Source organism: Nonomuraea sp. NPDC050663 (assembly GCF_044456985.1).
Classification (GTDB): domain Bacteria; phylum Actinomycetota; class Actinomycetes; order Streptosporangiales; family Streptosporangiaceae; genus Nonomuraea.
Window position 1 is genome coordinate 34,792 of record NZ_JBITGL010000005.1, and the last position, 21,085, is coordinate 55,876.

General features: G+C 69.2%; 25 protein-coding genes. 8 read left to right on the forward strand and 17 right to left on the reverse strand.

Annotated elements, in window-relative coordinates:
* Positions 1–37: 37 nt before the first annotated feature.
* Complete coding sequence (locus ACIBH1_RS17110) at positions 38–1,006, reverse strand: thermonuclease family protein (protein ID WP_397314719.1); 969 nt, start codon at positions 1,004–1,006, stop codon at positions 38–40.
* Positions 1,007–1,056: 50 nt separating this feature from the next.
* Between ACIBH1_RS17110 and ACIBH1_RS17115 the strand changes: the two genes are divergently transcribed.
* Positions 1,057–1,605, forward strand: coding sequence for a hypothetical protein (locus tag ACIBH1_RS17115; protein ID WP_397314720.1), 549 nt, complete (start codon positions 1,057–1,059; stop codon positions 1,603–1,605).
* 2 nt (positions 1,606–1,607) lie between these two features.
* Here the strand turns inward: ACIBH1_RS17115 and ACIBH1_RS17120 are convergent, their stop codons facing one another.
* Entirely contained in the window at positions 1,608–2,318 is a 711-nt protein-coding gene (locus tag ACIBH1_RS17120) for a TetR/AcrR family transcriptional regulator (RefSeq protein WP_397314721.1), read from the reverse strand.
* Between the two features lie 61 nt (positions 2,319–2,379).
* On the opposite strand from ACIBH1_RS17120, the gene ACIBH1_RS17125 reads away from it, so the two are divergent.
* A complete protein-coding gene (locus ACIBH1_RS17125; protein ID WP_397314723.1) occupies positions 2,380–3,123 on the forward strand; it encodes a siderophore-interacting protein in 744 nt (247 codons plus the stop codon).
* Here the strand turns inward: ACIBH1_RS17125 and bioB are convergent, their stop codons facing one another.
* Genes bioB through ACIBH1_RS17145 form a run of 4 tightly spaced genes read right to left on the reverse strand, consistent with a single transcriptional unit; the run spans position 3,124 to position 6,874 of the window.
* Complete coding sequence (bioB, locus tag ACIBH1_RS17130; protein ID WP_397314724.1) at positions 3,124–4,116, reverse strand: biotin synthase BioB; 993 nt, start codon at positions 4,114–4,116, stop codon at positions 3,124–3,126. It lies immediately after the preceding gene.
* Positions 4,113–4,976 (reverse strand): dethiobiotin synthase, encoded by an 864-nt coding sequence (gene bioD, locus ACIBH1_RS17135; protein WP_397314725.1) that lies wholly within the window; start codon positions 4,974–4,976, stop codon positions 4,113–4,115. The genes bioB and bioD overlap by 4 nt, the downstream gene beginning before the upstream one ends.
* 40 nt (positions 4,977–5,016) lie before the next feature.
* On the reverse strand, positions 5,017–5,736 hold the full coding sequence (locus ACIBH1_RS17140; RefSeq protein WP_181612976.1) for a GntR family transcriptional regulator: 720 nt from the start codon (positions 5,734–5,736) through the stop codon (positions 5,017–5,019).
* A 7-nt stretch (positions 5,737–5,743) separates the two neighbouring features.
* Complete coding sequence (locus ACIBH1_RS17145; RefSeq protein WP_397314726.1) at positions 5,744–6,874, reverse strand: 8-amino-7-oxononanoate synthase; 1,131 nt, start codon at positions 6,872–6,874, stop codon at positions 5,744–5,746.
* A 131-nt stretch (positions 6,875–7,005) separates the two neighbouring features.
* Between ACIBH1_RS17145 and ACIBH1_RS17150 the strand changes: the two genes are divergently transcribed.
* Positions 7,006–8,526: a histidine kinase N-terminal domain-containing protein gene (locus tag ACIBH1_RS17150; RefSeq protein ID WP_397314727.1), complete on the forward strand. Its 1,521-nt coding sequence runs from the start codon at positions 7,006–7,008 to the stop codon at positions 8,524–8,526.
* A gap of 9 nt (positions 8,527–8,535) precedes the next feature.
* On the opposite strand, the gene ACIBH1_RS17155 is transcribed toward ACIBH1_RS17150, so the two are convergent.
* Together ACIBH1_RS17155 and ACIBH1_RS17160 are read right to left on the reverse strand one after the other, a co-directional pair.
* Complete coding sequence (locus tag ACIBH1_RS17155) at positions 8,536–8,790, reverse strand: WhiB family transcriptional regulator (RefSeq protein WP_181612973.1); 255 nt, start codon at positions 8,788–8,790, stop codon at positions 8,536–8,538.
* 275 nt (positions 8,791–9,065) lie between these two features.
* On the reverse strand, positions 9,066–10,007 hold the full coding sequence (locus tag ACIBH1_RS17160; protein ID WP_397314728.1) for a diacylglycerol/lipid kinase family protein: 942 nt from the start codon (positions 10,005–10,007) through the stop codon (positions 9,066–9,068).
* 99 nt (positions 10,008–10,106) lie between these two features.
* Here ACIBH1_RS17160 and ACIBH1_RS17165 point away from each other — a divergent pair, with 99 nt between their 5' ends.
* Positions 10,107–11,165: a serine hydrolase domain-containing protein gene (locus tag ACIBH1_RS17165; RefSeq protein WP_397314729.1), complete on the forward strand. Its 1,059-nt coding sequence runs from the start codon at positions 10,107–10,109 to the stop codon at positions 11,163–11,165.
* On the opposite strand, the gene ACIBH1_RS17170 is transcribed toward ACIBH1_RS17165, so the two are convergent.
* On the reverse strand, positions 11,155–11,538 hold the full coding sequence (locus ACIBH1_RS17170) for a VOC family protein (protein WP_397314730.1): 384 nt from the start codon (positions 11,536–11,538) through the stop codon (positions 11,155–11,157). The two genes, ACIBH1_RS17165 and ACIBH1_RS17170, sit on opposite strands and share 11 nt — an antisense overlap.
* 132 nt (positions 11,539–11,670) lie before the next feature.
* Between ACIBH1_RS17170 and ACIBH1_RS17175 the strand changes: the two genes are divergently transcribed.
* Entirely contained in the window at positions 11,671–13,191 is a 1,521-nt protein-coding gene (locus ACIBH1_RS17175; RefSeq protein WP_397314731.1) for a M28 family peptidase, read from the forward strand.
* A 328-nt stretch (positions 13,192–13,519) separates the two neighbouring features.
* Positions 13,520–13,894 (forward strand): hypothetical protein, encoded by a 375-nt coding sequence (locus ACIBH1_RS17180; RefSeq protein ID WP_397314732.1) that lies wholly within the window; start codon positions 13,520–13,522, stop codon positions 13,892–13,894.
* Here the strand turns inward: ACIBH1_RS17180 and ACIBH1_RS17185 are convergent.
* From ACIBH1_RS17185 to sodN, 3 genes are all read right to left on the reverse strand, one after another.
* Complete coding sequence (locus tag ACIBH1_RS17185; protein WP_397314733.1) at positions 13,891–14,673, reverse strand: RNA polymerase sigma factor SigF; 783 nt, start codon at positions 14,671–14,673, stop codon at positions 13,891–13,893. The genes ACIBH1_RS17180 and ACIBH1_RS17185 overlap by 4 nt on opposite strands.
* 17 nt (positions 14,674–14,690) lie before the next feature.
* Complete coding sequence (locus ACIBH1_RS17190; protein ID WP_397314734.1) at positions 14,691–15,119, reverse strand: ATP-binding protein; 429 nt, start codon at positions 15,117–15,119, stop codon at positions 14,691–14,693.
* A 128-nt stretch (positions 15,120–15,247) separates the two neighbouring features.
* Positions 15,248–15,649 (reverse strand): superoxide dismutase, Ni, encoded by a 402-nt coding sequence (gene sodN, locus ACIBH1_RS17195; protein WP_220134012.1) that lies wholly within the window; start codon positions 15,647–15,649, stop codon positions 15,248–15,250.
* A gap of 61 nt (positions 15,650–15,710) precedes the next feature.
* Between sodN and ACIBH1_RS17200 the strand changes: the two genes are divergently transcribed.
* On the forward strand, positions 15,711–16,007 hold the full coding sequence (locus ACIBH1_RS17200; protein WP_397314735.1) for a S24 family peptidase: 297 nt from the start codon (positions 15,711–15,713) through the stop codon (positions 16,005–16,007).
* Positions 16,008–16,021: 14 nt separating this feature from the next.
* Here ACIBH1_RS17200 and ACIBH1_RS17205 read toward each other — a convergent pair whose 3' ends face one another.
* Genes ACIBH1_RS17205 through ACIBH1_RS17225 form a run of 5 tightly spaced genes read right to left on the reverse strand, consistent with a single transcriptional unit; the run spans position 16,022 to position 19,614 of the window.
* Positions 16,022–16,453, reverse strand: a complete 432-nt coding sequence (locus ACIBH1_RS17205) for a CGNR zinc finger domain-containing protein (protein WP_397314736.1) — start codon at positions 16,451–16,453, stop codon at positions 16,022–16,024.
* Between the two features lie 8 nt (positions 16,454–16,461).
* Positions 16,462–17,226: a transporter substrate-binding domain-containing protein gene (locus tag ACIBH1_RS17210; RefSeq protein WP_397314737.1), complete on the reverse strand. Its 765-nt coding sequence runs from the start codon at positions 17,224–17,226 to the stop codon at positions 16,462–16,464.
* Entirely contained in the window at positions 17,223–17,969 is a 747-nt protein-coding gene (locus tag ACIBH1_RS17215) for an amino acid ABC transporter ATP-binding protein (protein ID WP_397314738.1), read from the reverse strand. The genes ACIBH1_RS17210 and ACIBH1_RS17215 overlap by 4 nt, the downstream gene beginning before the upstream one ends.
* Positions 17,969–18,778 (reverse strand): amino acid ABC transporter permease, encoded by an 810-nt coding sequence (locus ACIBH1_RS17220; protein ID WP_397314739.1) that lies wholly within the window; start codon positions 18,776–18,778, stop codon positions 17,969–17,971. The genes ACIBH1_RS17215 and ACIBH1_RS17220 overlap by 1 nt, the downstream gene beginning before the upstream one ends.
* The gene (locus tag ACIBH1_RS17225) at positions 18,778–19,614 is read right to left on the reverse strand and encodes an ABC transporter substrate-binding protein (protein WP_397314740.1); all 837 of its coding nucleotides are present in this window, start codon (positions 19,612–19,614) and stop codon (positions 18,778–18,780) included. Before ACIBH1_RS17225 ends, ACIBH1_RS17220 begins: the two co-directional genes overlap by 1 nt.
* Positions 19,615–19,817: 203 nt before the next feature.
* On the opposite strand from ACIBH1_RS17225, the gene ACIBH1_RS17230 reads away from it, so the two are divergent.
* Positions 19,818–20,996 (forward strand): NADP-dependent malic enzyme, encoded by a 1,179-nt coding sequence (locus tag ACIBH1_RS17230; protein ID WP_397314741.1) that lies wholly within the window; start codon positions 19,818–19,820, stop codon positions 20,994–20,996.
* Positions 20,997–21,085 lie beyond the last annotated feature (89 nt).

Below are 21,085 nucleotides of genomic sequence, written 5' to 3' on the forward strand. Positions count from 1 at the left end.
CAGCGGCCCGGTGAATGTCGGTGGTGCTAGCTCCACCTTAGAGCGGTGGCACGGACCACCCCTTTTCCCTGAACAGCGGCGCGTGCTCGGCGTTGACGAACAGGCGGTCCTCCGGATGCGGGATGCGGAAGTAGCTCTGCGGGTGCAGCAGCTCCCGCGCGGTGTCGGACAGGTCGAGCACGAAACGGTCGGGCGCCCGGCGGTCGGCCAGGAACCTCAGCTCGAACGGCAGCACCGCCAGCGGGTCGGCGTGCTCCCACACCCCCAGACCCGCCTGACGGGCCTGCTGTACGGCACGGCGCGCCCTCCCCAGCGCACCGCTCTCCCCGATCTGGCGCCCGGTGCCGGGCGACGGGACCGCACTCAGGATGTGGCTCTCCTGCCTGGCGAACGGATCGACGTTGGGCCAGATGAAGTACGGCACGACGTGCCCGGCGGCCAGCAGCCGCTCGTTGTAGGGATCGGGGCGCGGCTTGAGCTTCTGCTCCCGGTTGACGTAGGCCAGCAGCCTGCCGTACCTGTCGAGGATCTCGTGGGCGAAGGCCAGGCGCAGCTTGAAGGTCTCGCCGGTCAGGCCCTGCTCGGCGATGTCGGCGGCCATCATCTCGCGCAGCGCCGTGGTGGCGGGTTTGGCGTGCTTGGCGTGGTTGGCGGCTGCCAGCGGGCCGAGCCTGGTCAGCAGGTGGGCGTGCAGGGCGGAGCGCAGCTGGAGCTCGGGGTAGCCCTTGACGAACGGGTCGGTCAGGAACCTCGTCCACACCGGGTGCTCGATCTTGACGAAGCTCTTGGGGTCGTCGGGGAAGTCGGCGTGGCGCGGTAGTTCGAAGCTGACTTCCGGGGCGTCGACTCCCAGCATCCTGACGCCGAAGTTGCCGTCGGCCGCGATGTTGATGGTGTCGCCGTCGTGCACCACCTTGTCGAGTGGCTGGGCCGCGCCTCGCGAGCGGGCCAGGAGGCCGTGTCCCACGGTGATGCCGGGGACCGGTTGTTCGATTGCCTTTGCCATGTCTGCATCTTGACTCGAACCCGAGGCGCCTGTCCCGCATCTCACCGAGCATGATGCTCTTATCCACGCTGCTGGTCGGCCTGGTGGTGCCGACCGATTTCATGATCTTCCAGCCCGAGAAGAACTCCCAGTGGACCGTCTCGTCGAGCGACAAGATCGTCGTCCAGGTCAATCCGTGCGCCCGCGACCGGTGGGACACCGGCCGGGTGGCCTCGAAGTGGATCCACTTCACCGACGAGGACTACGCCCGCGGGGAGCAGCTCGTGATCTACAAGGACGCCACCACGGCGAAGAAGGTCATGCGTGAGATCCGTGCCGACCTGCGCCGGTGCGCCGACACCGGCGAGGGCTGGTATCGCAACCGCCACTGGAGCAAGCCTCTGGCCCTCGGCGACGAGGCCGTCATGGTGGGCTCGCGGTACTTCCACAGCGGCTGGGCCGAGGTCGCGGTGCGCAAGGGGGCGGCCCTCATGATCTACGGGGAGTCGGCATGGCCGAACAGGAGCCTGTCCGACAAGCACTTCGCCGACGTGCTCGGCTGGGCGCACGACATGACCGCCAAGGTCTGCCAGCTGCCCGAGGCCCGCTGCCAGGGGTGATCTCACCGGCGCCGGTAGTCGACGCCCAGGCTCGCGCACAACTCGCGCAGGCAGTCCTCGAACACCGGCTCGACGTCGGAGAAGGCGAAGTCGAGCTGGTGGAGTATCTCCATGCACAGCAGGCCGTACACCCTGGTCCAGCAGGTCAGCATCACGTAGGCGGCCTCGGGTGGCAGCCGGTCGTCGTGGGCGGCGCAGTAGGCGCGTAGCTGCGTGAGGAGCGAGGGCGCCAGGGTCTCGGGGGCGGGGACGGGATAGGGGCCCGTCTCCCACAACTCGGCGAACTGGTCGAGGAACACGTGGCCGAAGTCGCCGTCGGCCTGGTGGCGCGGGGAGCCGGGCCGGCGCTGGTCGAAAGGGATCGGGCTGGCGAACATGCGGCCGAACTCCGCCGGGTGGCCGGTCGCCCAGGCGCGCATGGCCCGGCAGATCGCCAGCAGCCGCTGCCCTGGCGGGTCGGCGGCGTGCGCGTCTCTGGCGCCTTTCAGGACCTCGGTCAGTTCCTGGTAGAAGTCGGCGACCATCGCCGCGATCAGGTCCTCGTGGCTGGCGTAGTAGCGGTACAGGGCAGGCCCGCTCATGCCCATCTCGCGGGCGACCGCGTTGATCGTCACGGCGGCGGGGCCGTGCTCGATCAGGATCCTGCGCGCGGCGGCCCGTATCTCCGTCAGCGTGGCTTGCCGGACTCGTTCCCTCCGGCCTGTGGTCTGCACATTGACATGATAGACCCTCTATGTTTTGTTAGAGCCATTAACTGACGCGAATGGAGCTAACATGCCGCGCAACCCCCTGGCCCGCGTCTTCGCCAAGCACAACGCGGAGGGAGCGGTGGCCGAGACCGAGCTGCTCACCCCGACCATGAAACGGATCACCATCGTCGCCGACGAGCCGATGACGCCCCACACGCCCGGCCAGCACGTCAGGATCGAGATCAACGACCCGCTGTCGCTGTACGGCGTGCTGCATCCCGCCGAGACCCTGCGGACCTACACGATCTGGGACTCCTCGCCCCCGACACGATCGTTCAGCCTGCTCGCCCACCTCTACGACGGCGACGGCATCGGGCTGCGATGGGCACGCACGGCGCGGCCGGGCGACCGGGTGCGCTTCTGGGGGCCCCAGGGCGACTTCGCCACCCGCCGCGCGCCGTACCACCTGTTCGTCGGCGAGGAGACGGCCGCGGCGGCGTTCGGGCCGATGATCCGGGCCCTGGCGCCAGGCGAGCAGGTGGTCGGCGTGCTGGAGAGCGAATCGGCCGAGGACGAGGTGCCGGTTCCCGGCGCCCACCGCATCCGGCGCGTGCACCGGCACCGGGCGCCCGCGGCCTCGTCGCGGCTCCTGGTCGACGCCCTGGCCGCGCTCGACCTGCCCGACGGCGTCGGCGCCGCCTACGTCGCGGGCGAGGCGCGAACCGGGCAACTGGTCCGCGACCACCTCGTCCGCGAGCGCGGATGGCCACGCGAGGCGATCAAGGTCAAGCCGTTCTGGACCCCGGGCAAGCGGGGCCTGCACCACTAGTCAGAGCGTCTGCGAGAGCGCCTTGATCGGCATCTTGAGGTCGTCGAGCAGCTGCAGGTCCTTCTCGTACGGCCGGCCGAGCGTGGTCAGGTAGTTGCCCACGATGATCGCGTTGATCCCGCCCAGCATGCCGTCACGCGTGCCGAGGTCGCCCAGCGTCAGCTCCCTGCCACCCGCGTAACGCAGGATCGTGCGCGGCAGGGCCAGGCGGAAGGTGGCGATGGTCTTGAGCGCCTCCGCACCCTGGACGAGCGGGTAGTGCGCGAACGGGGTGCCGGGGCGGGGGTTGAGGAAGTTCAGCGGCACCTCGTCGGGCTCCAGCGCGCCGAGCTGGGCGGCGAACTCCGCCCGCTGCTCCAGGCTCTCGCCCATGCCGATGATGCCGCCGCAGCACAACTCCATGCCCGCCGACTTGATCATCTCGCAGGTGTCCCAGCGTTCCTGCCAGGTGTGCGTCGTGACCACGTGGGAGAAGTGGGACTGGGCGGTCTCCAGGTTGTGGTTGTAGCGGTGCACGCCCATCTCGGCCAGCTCGTCGACCTGCTCCTGGGTGAGCATGCCGAGCGAGCAGGCGACGTTGATCTCGACCGCCTCCCGGATGGCCCTGACGCCCTGGCGCACCTGCTCCATCAGCCGCCGGTCGGGACCGCGCACGGCGGCCACGATGCAGAACTCCGTGGCGCCGGTCTTCGCGGTCTCGACGGCGGCCTTGACCAGCTCGTCGATGTCGAGCCACACCGAACGCACCGGGGAGGAGAACTGGCCGGACTGCGAGCAGAAGTGGCAGTCCTCCGGGCAGCCGCCGGTCTTGAGGGAGATGATGCCCTCCACCTCGACCTCGGGGCCGCACCACTTCATGCGCACCTCGTGCGCCAGCGCGAGCAGGTCGGGCAGGAGGGCGTCGTCGAGGAGGAGGCACCGCAGCGCCTGCTCGCGGTCAAGGCCTTTGCCCTGCTCCAGGACCTGGCTGCGGGCGATGTCGAGGATCGTCACCCGGTCAGCTTAAGGGTCCTTCTGAAGGCGGCCGGGTCGAAGACACCGCCAAGACTCGGGGCCAGACTTTGGCGGGCCAGGATAGTGAAATCGGCGCAGGTGGCAGGGCGAGATACGGGGGCCCCAGACTCTCCGGCCCCGACCCCGGACCCGGCGGCCCCGACCCCATCCTCGGCCGTGTCGGCCCCGACCCCAGATCCGGCCGTGTCGGCCCCGACCCCGGACCCGGCCGTGTCGGTCCCGGAGCGGGAGGCGCCCTCGGGCAGGACGCCGGCGAGGGGGCGGGCGGCGAGCATCTCCAGGTCGGCCACGTTGCACCGCTCGGCCAGCCCCGGCTCGCGCGGCCACTCCCCGATGACCAGCCCCGCCAGGTCGAGCCCCCGGTGCGCCATCGCCTCCAGCGTGAGCGCCGTGTGGTTGAGCGTGCCCAGCGCGGCCCTGGTGACCACGAGCACCTGGGCGCCGAGCCGCTTGGCCAGGTCGGCGAGCGTCGCGCCGTCCTCGTCGAAGCGCACCAGCAGCCCGCCGGCGCCCTCCACGAGCACGAGCTGGCTGCTCTCCTTCAGCTCCTCGATGCGCCGCGCCGCCGAGGCCAGGCTGACGGGCGGCATGCCCGACACCCGCGCCGCCGCGGCGGGGGAGAGCGGGTCAGGGAAGCGGGCGAACTCGAAGGTGGTGGTGACGCCCGAGAGCCGGCGCACCTCGTCGAGGTCTCCCGCCTCGGTGGGGCCGACGCCGGTCTGCGCGGGTTTGACCACCGCGACGGACGAGCCCCTGTCGAAGGCGAGCGCGGCGATGGCCGCGGTCACGATCGTCTTGCCCACACCGGTGTCTGTGCCGGTCACCACGAGGATGCTCACGCGCCCGAGCATAGGCCCGCGCGCCGGAGGACCGCGGAGGTCACGGCCGGCGCAGGCGGGTGACGAACTTGTAGCGATCGCCTCGATACAGCGACTGGGCCCACTCCACCGGATTGCCGTCGGCGTCGAAGGCGTGACGCGTCAGCAGCAACATCGGCAACCCCACGTCGACCCCCAGCATCTGAGCGTCGTACGGCGTGGCGAGAACCGTCTCGATGATCTCCTCCGCATCGGTCAGCCGCACGTTGTAGGCGTTGTGCAGCGTTTCGTACAGCGAGGAGTGCACCTCCAGCTCCCGCCGCAGCCGCGGGAAGCGCCGCGCCGACAGGTGAGTGGTGTCGATCGAGACCGGCTCCCCGTTGGCCAGGCGCAACCGGTGGATGCGCAGCACGCGCCCGCCCGGGTTGATCGCCAGGCGGCGGGCCAGCGGCTCGTCGGCGGAGATGTAGCCGATCTCCAGGATCTTGGTGTCGGGTTCGAGCCCGGCGTTGCGCAGGTCGCCGATGTAGGAGCTCAGCTGCAGCACCTGGGCGACCTTGGGCTGGGCGACGAAGGTGCCCTTGCCCTGGATGCGCAGCAGCCGCCCTTCGACGACGAGCTCGGACAGGGCCTGGCGGACGGTCGTGCGCGAGGTCTCGAAGCGCACGGCGAGGGTGCGCTCCGGCGGCAGGGCGGCGCCCGCGGGCAAGCTCTTGGTGAGCTCAAGGAGACTGCGTTTCACGTCGTAGTACTTCGGTACGCGAGGGCCCTCTTCGACCACGTCCCACCTAGCTTTCTGCCACAGCGGTGAGGGCGTGTCTGATCACCGCGAGATCATCGGAACTCAGATTGGCCCGTGCGGTCAACCGCAGGCAAGAGCGGCCGTCGGGCACCGAGGGCGGACGGAAACATCCGACGCGCACTCCGTGCGCCGCACAGGTGGCAGCGGCGCCGAGCGCCGCTTCCGGCGCGCCGAGCACCACGGGGACGACCGCACCGGCCGGGTGGTTGGTCTCCAGGCCGAGCTCGCGGGCCGTGGTGGCCAGCTCGCTCGCCCTGGCGCGGGCAAATCCCGGCAGGTCGGGCTGGTTTCGAAGGATATCCACCGCCGCGAGTGCGGCCGCCACCGGACCCGGGGCCAGGCCGGTGTCGAAGATGAACGAACGGCCGGTGTCGATCAGCGTCTCGATCACCTCCGGGGCTCCCAGCACGGCGCCGCCCTGCGAGCCGAGAGATTTGGACAATGTGATGGTTCTCACAATGTGAGATTCCCGAAAGAGGCCAGTTGAGTGCACCGCGCCCTGTCCTTGTTCGCCGACGACGCCGAGAGAGTGCGCCTCGTCCACGATGAGCAGGGCGCCGTGCCGTACGGCTAGGGCCGACATGGCGGAAATATCGGCCATATCTCCATCAACGGAAAACACCGCGTCCGTGACCAGGACCGCGTGCTCCTCGTGGCGGTTGGCCAGCGCCTTCTCCATCGCCTGGAGATCCTTGTGGGGCGTCACGACGACCCTGGCGCGCGACAGGCGGCAGGCGTCGACGATCGAGGCGTGGTTGCCCGCGTCGGAGATCACCACGGCGCCGCGGCCCAGGGTCGCGACGGCGGCGAGATTGGCCAGGTAACCGGAGGAGAAGACCAGGGCGCCCGGGGCCCGGCAGAAGTCGGCCAGGGCGCTCTCCAGCTCCGTGTGGAGCGAGGTGGTGCCGGTGACGAGGCGTGAGCCGGTCGAGCCGGTGCCCCACCGGCGGGTGGCCGCGACGGCGGCCTCGACGAGCCTGGGATCGCGCGCCAGCCCCAGGTAGTCGTTGGAGGCCAGATCGAGCAGGCCGTCGAAGTCGGGGCCGCGCGACCAGAGCGTGCGCCTGAGGCCGGCCGCCTGGCGGTCGGCGGCAGCCGTACGGAATCTGTCGAGCATGGACGCATCTTGCCAGGAGGGCACCGGCCGGTGACAGCAGCGCGGCCCGCCCTGTGGATAACGGTGCGGCTTCGGGCGTGACGGGTGGCCCCGGTTTGGAGAACGAGCCCCGGACCACGCATCATGCACTCGTGCCGACTCTCAGCGACCTCGCGGTCCGCCACACCAAGCTGTCCGAAGCGGACATCGAGTGGCTCCACACCCTCGTCTCCGACTGGCAGCTGCTCGCCGACCTGTCGTTCGCCGACCTCATCCTGTGGGCGCCGTTGCCCGGCACGCAGCGGCGCACCGTCGGCGGCGAGAGCGTCGACGAGCCGGAGGGCTGGGTGGCGATCGCGCAGATGCGCCCGACGACCGGCCCGACCGTCTATCACGACGACATCGTGGGCAGCATGGTCCACCGCGGTCAGCGCGAGCTGATCGACACCGCCTGGAGCGAGCGCCGCATCTGCCGCGAGGGCGACCCCGACTGGTCCACCGGCGTGCCGGTCCGCGAGGAGACCATCCCGGTGCGACACGCGGAAGGCCACTTCCTCGGCGTCATCCAGCGCTCGACCAACCTGTCGTCGGCGCGCACGCCGTCCAGGCTGGAGCTGACCTACCTGCAGAGCGCCTCCGACCTGGCCCAGATGGTCGCGGAAGGCCGCTTCCCCTTCTCCGGCGAGCCGCCCATCCTGGTGCGCTCACCGCGCGTCGGCGACGGCCTGCTGCGCCTCGACAGGGCGGGACGGGTCACCTACGCCTCGCCGAACGCCCTGTCGGCCTACCGGCGGCTGGGCCTGCACGCCGACCTGGTCGGCGCGGAGCTGGGGCGGCTGACCGCCACGCTCTGCTACTCCGACGAGCCGATCAACGAGGACCTGATGATCGTGGCCAGCGGCCGCGCGGCCAAGGAGACGGAGGTCGAGTCGGGCGGCACGATCGTGCAGCTGCGCGCGATCCCGCTGATCGTGGGCGGCGGGCGCATCGGGGCGCTGGTGCTGCTGCGTGACGTGACCGAGCTGCGCCGGCGTGAGCGCGAGCTGATGACCAAGGACGCGACGATCCGGGAGATCCATCACCGGGTCAAGAACAACCTGCAGACGGTGGCGGCGCTGCTGCGGCTGCAGGCGCGGCGGCTGCGGGTGCCGGAAGGGCGTGAGGCGCTGGAGGAGGCCGTGCGCCGCGTGGGCTCGATCGCGATCGTGCACGAGACCCTGTCGCACGCGCCGGAGGAGTTCGTCGACTTCGACGACATCGCCGACCGGGTCATCGCCATGGCGGGGGAGGTGTCGGCGCCCGAGGCGGGGGTCACGCCCAGGCGGACGGGCACCTTCGGGATCATGCCCTCGCTGATCGCCACGCCGCTGGCCATGGCCCTCACGGAGCTGCTGCAGAACGCGCTGCAGCACGGGCGGCCCAAGCGGCTGGAGGTGGTGGTCGACGCCCAGCACTTCGAGCACCGGCCGGACCGGCGAGAGCGGCTCACCGTGATCGTGCGGGACGACGGGCGTGGTCTGCCCGAGGACTTCGACCTCGACAACTCCACGAGCCTCGGCTTGCAGATCGTGCGCACCCTCGTCGAGGGTGAGCTGTCCGGCAAGCTCTCGATCGAACCGCGCGACGGCGGCGGGACCGAGGTGACGCTGTCGATCCCTTTGCCGGCCGCGTGAAAGCGAGTTTTAGAAGATGGCGCGTGCGCGTGCGCGGGCGTTGCGGCGCTTGAGCGCGCGACGCTCGTCCTCGCTGAGCCCACCCCAGACGCCGGCGTCCTGACCGGACTCCAGCGCCCACTTCAGGCAGCCGTCGACGACCGCGCAGGAGTTGCAGACCTGCTTGGCCTCTTCGATCTGCATCAGAGCGGGACCCGTGTTGCCGATCGGGAAGAACAGCTCGGGGTCCACGTCACGGCAGGCAGCTCGGTGGCGCCAGTCCATGCGTCCACTCCTTAGTAGAGGAGTCTTGGTTGACTCCGTGCGGCTTACTACTTTGTGAAGACTTTCACTAACGAGCCCGAACAGTGACCCGAATCAGGTTGATCCGGGGTTGTCCGCTGACGATCGTGCAGGTCCTCGAGGGGTTCAGTTAAAGGTCCTACGTTCCGATGTCAGGTTGAGCCTTTCAGCCACGCTGAGTGCACGCAAGGGGGTTGAAGGGAAGTTTTGGTGGATATGGATGTCGGATGCGTCACACAATGACCGAATGTAACCAGCTAGACCAGAACTTGTAACGCGTTCGGGATAGACCGGAAAGTCACCCATTCGCGCTCGCCGAGATAGTCGCCGTCGAGCTGGAAGGCCACCGGACGCTCGGCCCTCAGTGTGAACTCGGCCTCGTCGTGGAGCTGCACGAGGTGCCGGCCCTTGGGCCAGTTCTCGCGGCCCTGGTCGAGCAGCTGGCGGATGAGCCCGGCCATGGTGAACATGCCCATACGCTGCATCCCCAGCAGGTCGAGCCCGGTTTCGAAGCTCGACCAAGGGGTCGGCTTGACCGGCCGTCCCCCGAGGTAGGTCCACGGAGAGGTGTTGGTGATGATCGCCATGAAGACGTGGGTGGCGGCCGGGATGCCGGGACCGGTGATCGTGAGCGCCGCGTGCCGCTTGTCGGTCTGGAGATAGTGGCGCAACGCCGTGTTCACATATCGGGCAGGGGTGGCCTTCCGGCCGGCGCCGCGCAGGCCCTCCACGGCCCTGATGACCTCCGCGTCGTAGCCCATGCCGGCACAGAACGTGAAGTAGCGGCTGCCGCCCTCCCACACCGCCTCGCCCAGCCCGACCGTACGGCTGCGCCCGGCCTGCAGCGCCTCCAGGACCGCGCCGGTGGCCTCCGTCGGATCGTTCGGCAGACCGAGCGCCCTGGCGAACACGTTCGCGCTGCCGCCGGGGATCACGGCCAGTGACGGTCGCGCGGCGTCACCGTTCGCCGGGTTCAGCAACCCGTTGATCGTCTCGTTGATCGTGCCGTCGCCGCCCAGGACCGCCACCAGGTCGAAGCCCTTGGCGTAGGCCGTGCTCGCCAGAGCCGCCGCATGACCGCGATAGGCGGTCTCCTCGACCGACAGTTCCACCGCCGCGCCGAGCGCCCTGATGAGCACATCGCGCGTGCGGCGGTTCGTCGTGGTCGCCTTGGGGTTGACCAGGAGCATTGCCCGCATATGGCCAGGGTATCCGCTGATGGGGGACAAAGGTGGGACACCTCCCCGCGTTAGCAACTCCGGTTGACTATTTCAGAATTAGTCAACTACGGTTGCTTCATGTCTCCCTTCCGCGTTCACGCCAGCCTGCTCACCCTCGCCCTGACCGCCGTCACCATGACCGGCCCGCCCAGCCTCGGCCCCAGCCCCGTCCAGCGCGCCCTCGAGCGCGCCGTCACCGACGGCCGGGGCCCCGGCATCGTCGCCGAGCTCAGGCACGGCCACGCACGACCGTGGTTCGGTACGGCAGGCGTCGCCGACCTGGCCTCCGGAGCGGCCCGCCGCCAGGACGAGCACTTCCGCATCGGCAGCTTCACCAAGGCCTTCGTCGGCGTGGTGGTCGTGCGGCTGGCGGACGAGGGCACGCTCTCCCTCGACGACACCCTCGCGAAATGGCTGCCCGGAGTCGTCGAGGAGTACTTCGGCGCCGACAGCGCGAAGATCGACGTCAGGCAGCTGCTCAACCACACCAGCGGCCTGCCCGACGCCCTGCCCGGCCAGGAGCCGCCCGCCCCCCTGGAGCCCGGCACCCGCTTCATCTACTCCAAGGTCAACTACACCCTCGCCGGAATGATCGTGGAGAAGGCGACGGGTAGCACCCTCGCCGCCGAGATCGACCGCCACCTCGCCCACCCCCTGGGCCTGACCGGCACCTACCTCCCCGAGGCCGGCGACCACGGCGTCCGCGCCCCGCACGCCCGCCACTACTCGAAGTTCACCGAGCACGGCGAACCGGCCGAGGTCCACGACGTGACCGAGGTCGACCAGGGCTGGGCCGGAGCCGCCGGCGGCATGATCTCGACCACCTCCGACCTGCACCGCTTCCTCGCCGCCCTGCTCCGCGGCGACCTGCTCTCCCCGGCGGGCCAGAAGGAGATGTTCACCACCGTCGAGACCGCCGACTGGGTCCCCGGCACCCGCTACGGTCTGGGCGTCTACTCCCAGACCCTCCCCTCGGGTCTGACGCTCTGGGGAGGCGGCGGCTACATCCAGGGCTCCACGACCTATGCCATGGGCGACAGGCGCGCCACCCACGTGCTGGTGAGCAACCTCAACGGCGACTGGAACGACTTCGTGGGCACCTTCGAGGACCTCTACGCGGCCGCCTTCAAGCGCTGAACTCGCCGAGCCAGAGGCAGAAGGGGTGTCCGGCCGGATCCAGGCACACCCTGACGTCGCCCTGCGGCTGGAAGCGCGCCAGCGTCGCACCCAGCGACACCGCACGGGCCACGGCGGCCTCCAGGTCGTCGACCATGACCTCCAGGTGCATCATCATCTGCTGCCCTCCCGGTTCTGCGGGCCAGACCGGCGGGCGGAAACCCTCCTCGCGCTGGAACGACAGGCTGCGCGGCCCGCCGTCGGGCGGCCTGAGATAGACGTCGTGCTCCTCCTCGCGCGAGATCTCCCAGCCGAGCAGGGCTGCGTAGAAGGCGGCCAGCGCGTGCGGATCCGGTGCGCCGATGTTGACACCGGTCAGGGTCAGCCGGGACATGAGTGCTCACTACCCCGCCACGCTCCGTTCAACGGTGGCAGACCATGCCATAGGCGGGCGGGCGCCGTCAGGTTACGTTCCGAGGTGCGCCACCCGCGGGAAACACCTGCCATCCATCCTCCGGAGAGTCGAATGCGCACTCACCTCCGCCGCGCGGCAACCCTGATCGCGGCCCTCGTCCTACCCCTCACCATGGTCACCCCGGCCCACGCCGGACCCCTCGACGACGTCTTCGCCAAGCTGCTGGTGAAGCAGGTCAAGGGCTCGAACGTCAAGAAACACCTGGACGCCTTCCAGGCCATCGCGAACGCCAACGGCGGCAACCGCGCCGCCGGTTCACCCGGTTACGACGCCTCACGAGACTACGTCGCCGACAAGTTACGCAGGGCGGGCTACAAGGTCACGCTCAACCCCATCAACTTCGTGGAGAGCTGGACCGAGAACAGCCCGCCCCTTTTGGACAGGACCGCCCCGGCTCCCAAGTCCTACGTGCCCAACTCCGAGTTCTTCACCTTCGAGCCCTCACCCGCCGGTGACGTGACAGCGGAGGTCCAGGGAGTCGACCTCACCCTGCCGCCCACCCCGACACCCACCTCCACCAGCGGCTGCGAGACATCCGACTTCGCGGGATTCGTCGCCGGCCGCATCGCGCTCATCCAGCGCGGCACCTGCTCCTTCGTTCAGAAGATCCTCAACGCCAGCGCCGCGGGCGCCTCGGGCATCATCGTCTTCAACGAAGGCCAGCCGGGACGCACCGACGCCTTCCCGCTCAACATCGGCGAATGGCGCGGCGGCGTGCCCATGGTCTTCGCCGGCTTCGCCGTCGGCAACGAGCTGGCCCAGCCCGGCACCAGCGTGCGCCTCAAGGTCGACGCCACCCTCCAGCTCGGCACCGACCACAACGTGATCGCCGAGACCCGCTTCGGCGACCCGAACAACGTCGTCATGGTCGGCGCCCACCTCGACAGCGTCACCGAGGGGCCCGGCATCAACGACAACGGCTCCGGCAGCGCCGCCATCCTGGAGACCGCGCTCCAGATGAAGCTCTTCCCGGTCCGCCACAAGGTCCGCTACGCCTTCTGGGCCGCGGAGGAGATCGGCCTGCTCGGCTCCGACCAGTACGTGGCAGGCCTGACCGAGGCGCAGCGCGAGCGCATCAGGCTCTACCTGAACTTCGACATGGTGGCCTCGCCCAACTTCGCCTACAAGCTCTACGACGGCGACGACTCCGACGCCGTCGGCTCCCCGGCGGGACCGCCCGGATCGGCGCAGATCGAGCAGCGGCTCGCCAGCTTCTTCACCAGTCGCGGGCTGGCCACCGTGGGCACCGACTTCGACGGGCGCTCCGACTACGGGCCGTTCATCGCGGTCGGCATCCCGGCCGGCGGCATCTTCACCGGCGCCGAGGGCATCAAGACACCCGCGGAGGCCGCGCTCTTCGGCGGTACGGCGGGCGTCGCCTACGACAGCTGCTACCACCAGGCGTGCGACACCCTCGCCAACGTCAACCTGACGGCGCTCGACGTCGACTCCGACGCCATCGCGGACTCGGTGGCGCGATACGCCTTCAACCTGGGCGGCATCCCTGACCAGGCGGGGGCACTCACCTCTCGCACCGCGGCGGCGGTTCCGGCGGTGACCGGGGCCGGCTGACCTGACGAGCCGGCCGGGTCACGCACCCGGCCGGCTCTTTCATGCGCCGCGTCACGGCGGCCCGTCAAGAGGCGCGGCGGCCGCTCCCGTCGCGTCACGGCGGCCCGTCGGGAGACGCGGCGACGGCTCCCGTCGCGTCACGGTAGCCCGCCCCGCACGCCGGCGTGGCGTCTCCCTGGACGGAGCCCGGCCCCGCGCGGCGGGTGGGGGTGACCCATGCGTGCCGTACGGGCCCGTGAAAGGGACGGCGACGTGCGGCGGGCGGCCCGCCAGGACCCGGAGCCGCCCGAAAACGCACCCGATCGGTGGCGGCGGTATGGTGGCGGGCGTGAGACGACCGGTGAGCCTGTTGGTCGCGGCCGCAGTGGTCGCGCTGGAGGGCGTGATCGCCCTGGCCCTGGGCGGCTTCGTCGCCGTGAACACCCTGCTCGGCGAGGCGACCGAGGTGACGACGGCGCTGGCGGAGGCGGTCTTCGGCCTCGGCCTCGGCGCCGGACTGCTGTGGGTCGCCTACGGCGGCCTGCTGAAGGCGGAGCGGTGGGGGAGAGCGCCGGGCGTGCTGGCGCAGATCTTCCTCATCCCCGTCGGGGGAACGGTGCTGATGGAGCGCCCGGCGATCGGCGTGCCGCTCATCGTCATCGCTCTGGCAGGCCTGGTCGCCCTGTTGGCGCCGTCGACGACGCAGGCCCTCTACGGCGACTAGTCTTCGGCGGTGAGCCCCTCGCGCAGCTGGGCGAGGGTGCGCGCCAGCAGCCGTGAGACGTGCATCTGGGAGATGCCGAGCTCGTTGGCGATCTGCGACTGGGTCATGTTGCCGAAGAACCGCAGCAGCAGGATGCGCTTCTCCCGCGGCGGGAGGCGCTCCAGCAGCGGCTTGAGCGACTCGCGATACTCGACCCCCTCGAGCGACTCGTCGACGATGCCGAGCGAGTCGGAGACGGCGGGCGCGTCGTCGTCACCCGAGTCGGGAGCGTCGAGGGAGACGGTGGAGTAGGCGTTGGCCGACTCCAGGCCTTCCAGGACCTCTTCCTCGGTCATCTTGAGATAGGTGGCCAGCTCGGCGACGGTGGGCGCGCGGCCCTCGCGCTGCGAGAGCTCGCTGATCGCCTTGGTGAGGCTGAGCTTGAGCTCCTGCAGGCGGCGGGGGACGCGGACGGCCCAGCCCTTGTCACGGAAGTGGCGCTTGATCTCGCCGACGATCGTGGGCGTGGCGTAGGTGGAGAACTCCACGCCGCGCGCCAGGTCGAAGCGGTCGATCGATTTGATGAGACCGATGGTGGCGACCTGGGTGAGGTCGTCGAGCCATTCGCCTCGGTTGCGGAAGCGGCGGGCAAGGTACTCCACCAGGGGAAGGTGCAGCTCGACCAGTTCGTCGCGGATCCGCTGCCGGCGGGGCTCGTCGGGTCCGAGCTCGGAGAGCTCGGCGAAGAGCATGCGGGCTCGCACCCGGTCGGGGACGGCGGGCTCGCTGGTGGTGGCCATGGCTCCAGTCCTTTCCGTCACGCCGGCCCTGCCCCATCACGCGTCGCGCCGCGGCGCTTGCGCAGGACGATCGCCATGCGGTCGGGGGAGTCGGTCACGGCTTCGACCTCGTCGGCGAGCGCGGTGAGCACCATCCAGGCGAAATCATCGCGCTTGGGGGCGCTGCTGCCCACGGTGGCGACCTCGACTCGCACCTGCATCTCCTGGCCGGCGAGTTCGAACTCGGCGGTCAGATCCGTGCCGGGCACCGCCTCGCTCAGCAGCATGGCGCAGGCCTCGTCTACGGCGATCCGCAGGTCTTCGATCTCGTCCAGGGTGAAGTCGATCCTGGCCGCGAGTCCTGCGGTGATCATGCGCAGCACGGACAAGTAGGCGCTGTCCGCCGGCAGCCGCGCGCTGACCACATCGCGGATCGCACCCACGCGGGTCTCGGTGTCCTCAGTCACGTTCCTCCTAGCCGTCCAGTGACGCTGTCTGCAACTTACCGCTATGCGGGGTACGTTGGCGGAGCGAGACTCGCCAAGAGCCAAAAAGGCCCCGGTTGATAAACACCAACCGGGGCCCATTTGTGCCTTTACGCGGCCTTGGTCTCCCAGAAGATCTTGGAGATCTCCTCGATCTTGGAGAGCAGCTGGTCGGCGTCGGCCACGTCGACCTTGCCCTTGGCGCCGGCGGCGCCCGCGAGCTTGGTGGCCTCCCAGAACAGCTGGTGCAGCTGGGGGTACTGCTCCAAGTGGTTAGGCTTGAAGTAGTCGGTCCACAGCACCCACAGGTGGTGCTTGACCAGCTCGGCGCGCTGCTCCTTGATGATCAGCGCACGAGTGCGGAAGACCGCGTCCTCGTTCGCGTTGTACTTCTCCATGATCGCCTTGACCGATTCAGCCTCGATGCGAGCCTGAGCGGGGTCGTAGACGCCGCAGGGCAGGTCGCAGTGAGCTGAAGCCACGTGCTTGGGTCGCAGCAGTCGTGCGAGCATCAGAAAGGTCCTTTCCTCTTGGTCCAGTACCGACCTTACTCGTGTGGCGGAGGCTAATCCCATGAGGGTGCGTGTCGAAGGGGACTCCATGCTGCCCGCCCTGGTGCCGGGCGACTGGCTTCTCGTACGGCGCGGCGTGGCGATCAGGCCCGGCGATCTCGTCGTGGCCAGGCTGCCGGGAGAGCCGGAACGACTGATCGTCAAGAGGGCCCAGTGGCACGGCGACGAGGGCTGGTGGCTGGAGAGCGACAACCAGCGCGCATCGGGCAGGCGCGACAGCTGGGATTTCGGTCCGGTCAGTGACATCGTCGGGCGTGTCGTGCTGCGGTACTGGCCCCCGCGCATCCGCGGCCGGTGAGCCGGGCAGGCTCCTCAGGCGCCCTGGCGGCGGCGGGCGCGGTAGGCGGCCACGTTGGCCCGGCTGGAGCAGCGCTCGGAGCAGTAGCGGCGCGAACGGTTAGACGAGGTGTCGAGGAAGGCCTTGCGGCAGCCGCGGTCCTGGCACCGTCCGAGCCGCCCGATGCCGAACTCGGTGACCATCACGGCCAGGCCCATCACGGCCTTCACGTGGGCCTCGGCGGCGCCGTCGCTGCCCCCGTCGTCGCTGAGGTGCAGGTGCCAGCCCAGCCCGTCGTGCCCCGAGATCTCGGGGAAGATCGGCCTGATGCGCAGCAGGGCGTTGAGCAGCTCGACGACCTCCTGCTCGGATCCGCGCTCGGCCGCGTCGAAGACCGCCGCCAGCTCGGGATGGCCGCCTTCGTTGACCAGCCGGACCGCCAGCTCGGCGTAAGAGGTGAGGTCCATACCGACTATTACACCTCAGGTGGCTCCCCGCCGAACCACTGCTTGTACAGCCGCTCGTAGGTGCCGTCGTGCTTGGCGGCGTCCAGGGCCTGGTCGACGGTGCCGAGGAGGGCGTCGCCCTTGCGCACCGCCATGCCGTACTCCTCGCCGGTGTCGAGGCTGCCGATGAGCTTGAGCTCGCCGGAGAGCTTGAACTTGGTCAGCCACACCGCCACCACCGGCCGGTCCTGCACCAGGGCGTCGACCTCGTCGGTCTGCAGGGCCAGCAGCTGCTCCATCGAGTCGTCGTACTCGACGGGCTCCAGCCCCTCCTGCCTGACGTAGTCGAGGCCGGTCGTGCCCGCCTGCACGCCGACCTGGTCGGCGTCCTTCAGCGACTTGACCTTGCTCTTCTTGCGGGTGAGCAGGGCCTGCGAAGCTTCGAAGTACGGCTTGCTGAAGTCGACCTGCCGCTGCCGCTCCTCGGTGATCGTGATGCCCGCCGCGGCCAGGTCGCAGCGGCCCTCACGCAGCGCGCTGCCGTCGGAGATCGCGTCGAAGTCGACGTTGACGACCTCCAGGGGCCTGCCCGCCGCCTTCGCGACGAGCCCCGCCAGGTCGATGTCGAAGCCGACGATCGTGCCGTCCTGCTCGAACTCGAAGGGGTCGAACGGGGCGTTGGTGCACAGTTTCAGAGCGTTGCTGGTGGTGGTGTCCTGCTGCCCGGCCGTACCGCAGGCGGTCGCCAGGGACAGGGAGAGCAGCAGGACACCGGTCTTGCGAGGAAATCTCATCGTTCTTCCGGGTGGAGCACACGGTGCAGGAACGTCCGCGTGCGTTCGTGTTGCGGGTCGCCGATCACTTGCGCGGGAGGGCCGTCCTCGACGATCACGCCGCCGTCCATGAAGACCACCCGGTCGGCCACCTCGCGGGCGAAGCCCATCTCGTGGGTGACGACCAGCATGGTCATGCCCTCCTCCGCCAGCTTGCGCATGACCGTGAGCACGTCGCCGACGAGCTCGGGGTCGAGCGCGCTGGTCGGCTCGTCGAAGAGCATCAGGGTGGGGTTCATCGCCAGGGCACGGGCGATCGCCACCCGCTGCTGCTGCCCTCCGGACAGCTGCGCCGGGAAGGAGTCGCACTTGTCGCCGATGCCGACCTTGTTGAGGTTCTCCCTGGCGACGATCTCCGCCTCCTTCGCGCCGCGCTTGAGCACCCGCTGCTGGGCGATCATGACGTTCTTCAGCGCGGTCATGTGAGGGAAGAGGTTGAACTGCTGGAAGACCATGCCGATGTGGCGGCGGGCGGCGTCGATGTCGGCGTCGAGGTGGGTCAGCTCGCGGCCGTTGACGAAGACCTGGCCCTTGGTGGGCATCTCGAGCAGGTTCACGCAGCGCAGCAGCGTCGACTTGCCCGAGCCCGACGGGCCGATCACGCAGACGACCTGGCCGGGCTCGACGGTGAAGTCGATGCCCTGGAGCACCTTGTTGGAACCGAAGTACTTGTGCAGGTTCCTGACTTCGATGGCGTGGTTCATCAACGCTTCTCCAGCCTGCGTGCGAGGTAGCCAAGCGGGATGGTGACCAGGAGGTAGGTCAGGCCGGCGACCATGATCGGAGTCGGGTTGGCGTTCTCCGAGGCCACGTCGTTGCCGAACTTGGCCAGCTCCACGAAACCGCTCGACACGCCCAGGAACAGCACGAGGGACGAGTCCTTCAGCAGGGCCACGAACTGGTTGGTCGTCGGCGGGATGACGATCCTGATGGCCTGGGGGATCACCACGGTGAACTGGGCGCGCATGGGTGACATGCCCAGCGACCGTGCGGCTTCGGTCTGCCCCTTGGGCACGGCCTGCAGGCCCGCGCGGAAGATCTCCGCCTGGTAGGCGGTGCCGATCAGGCCGAGGCCCAGGATGGCCAGGCCGTAGGTGCCGCCGGGAACCTCGAACCCGGGCAGCGCCAGAGGCAGGAAGTTGAGCAGCACGAAGACCAGCAGGGCGGGCAGGCCCCTGAAGATCTCGATGTAGATGTTGGCGATCCAGCGGTACGGCCGGACCTCCGACAGCTTCATCAGGGCCAGCAGGAGGCCGAAGACGAAGGACAGGATGAACCCGCCCACCGAGTAGATGATCGTGTTCTTCAACGCGATCGTGAACAGGTCGGGCAGGGTCTTCTCGGCCACGTCCGGCCGCACGAAGAGGGCGAGGCTCTTCCAGTCGGTGTAGAACGCGATGAAGAGCGCCGCGGCGCCCAGCACGACGTACTGGACACCCCTGACGAGCTGCCGCTTCTTACGAGGGCTGAGCCGGGCGGGACCCGGCTCGGCCGTCGTCGTGGGGCTGGTCATCAGCCCAGCTCACCGGGCTTCTTGCCGAACCACTTCACGAAGATCTGCTCGTAGGTGCCGTCCTTCTTGGCGGCCTCGATGCTCTCGTTGATGGTCTTGAGGAGCACCGGGTCGGCGCCCTTCTTCAGGCCGATGCCGTACTGCTCGCCGGTGTCCAGCGAGGCGATCAGCTCGAACTTCTCGGCGATCTCGGGCTTCTTGAGCCAGGTGAGGACCACGGGCAGGTCCTGGACGATGACGTCCTCCTGGCCGGACTGGAGTGCGAGCAGCTCCTTGGCGGAGTCCGCGTACTCCTTCGGGTCGAAGCCCTTCTCCTTGACGTAGTCGAGACCCGTCGTGCTGGCCTGGGCGCCCAGCTTCAGGCCCTTGGCCTTGACGTCGTCCAGCGACGTGGCTCCGGTGCCCTTCTTGGCCAGCAGGGCCTGGGTGGCGTCGAAGTACGGCACGCTGAAATCGATGTTCGCCTTGCGCTCATCGGTGATCGTCATGCCGGCGGCGGCGACGTCGCACTTGCCCGACGCCATCGCGGCACCACTCTTGATGACCGCGAAGTCGATGTCGACGATCTCCTGAGTGAGGCCGAGCTTCTTGGCCGCAAGGTCCACGATGTCCACGTCAAAGCCGACGACCTTGCCGGTGTCGTCCTTGAACTGGAACGGCTCGTAAGGAATGTTGGTGCAGGTGGTGAGCTTGCCCGCCTGGACAAGCTTGGGCCCGCCCGCGGCGGCCGTCGAGCCGGTCTGCGCGGTGTCGGTTCCACCGGAGCTGCCACATGCGCTCAGCGCGAGAGCGGCGGTCAGCGCGGCGGCACCGAGGGCCAGGGTTCGGCGATTCAAGATGACCTCCAGGAGATATGTCGTTTTTGACAGTTTATGGACTGCCAGATAGCGGTCAGTCACCGGGGATTTAACAATGTGTCAACGGAACGCCGGTGGCCGCGTGTGGCACAATCGAGAACCGGGTGACCCCCGGTTCCGCACACGAGACGACCACTCCTCGTCGCACGTTCCCTTCCGTCCAATGAAGTACAGGGGTCGCTGTGGCTGTCACCTCACTCGAAGATCTGGATCTCGATCCCGCGTTCGCCCTCCACCGGGGCGGCAAGATGGAGATCCGTTCGACCGTTCCCGTCCGCAACGCGGACGACCTCTCTCTCGCCTACACACCCGGCGTGGCCCGTGTCTGCACGGCCATCGCCGAGACGCCCGAGCTCGCCAACGACTACACCTGGGTCTCCAACGTGGTGGCGGTCGTCTCCGACGGCACCGCCGTCCTGGGCCTGGGCGACATCGGCCCGTCCGCCGCCATGCCCGTCATGGAGGGCAAGGCGTTGCTGTTCAAGCAGTTCGGCGGGGTCGACTCCGTGCCGATCTGCCTCGACTGCACCGACGTCGACGAGCTCGTCGAGACCGTCGTCAGGCTGGCGCCCTCCTTCGGAGGCATCAACCTCGAAGACATCAGCGCCCCGCGCTGCTTCGAGGTCGAGGCCCGCCTGCGCGAGCGCCTCGACATCCCCGTCTTCCACGACGACCAGCACGGCACCGCCATCGTGACCCTGGCCGCGCTCAAGAACGCCGCCCGCCTCACCGGCCGGCCGCTGTCGGAGCTGCGCGCCGTGGTCGCGGGAGCGGGCGCCTCCGGCGTCGCGGTCAGCCGCATCCTGCTCGAAGCGGGCATCGGCGACATCTGCGTCTCCGATTCCCGCGGCGTGCTCTACAGCGGACGCGAAGGCATGAACTCCTTCAAGGAGGCGCTCGCCTTCGACACCAACCGCTCCGGGCACACCGGCACCACCGAGGAGGCCCTCGCCGGCGCCGACGTCTTCGTGGGCCTGTCGGGATCCACCGTGTCGGAGGACGCCATCGCCTCGATGGCGCCCGGTTCGATCGTGTTCGCCCTGTCGAACCCCGACCCGGAGATCCACCCGATCGCCGCCCGCCGCCACGCCGCCGTGGTGGCCACCGGGCGATCCGACTTCCCGAACCAGATCAACAACGTGCTCGCCTTCCCCGGCGTCTTCCGCGGCGCCTTCGACGTGCGGGCCTCGACGATCACCGAGTCCATGAAGGTGGCCGCCGCCAACGCGCTCGCCGCCGTGGTCGGCGACGACCTGTCGGCCGACTACATCATCCCGTCGCCGTTCGACGCCCGGGTCGCCCCCGCCGTCGCCGGCGCGGTCGCCGAGCAGGCACGACTCGACGGGGTCGCGCGCATCTAGAGTCTCGCTCTCCACTGAGGGGTACGGCACGCATGCCGTACCCCTCGGTGCTGTGTTAGGGAATGCCGAAACTCTCTTTACTCTTCGTG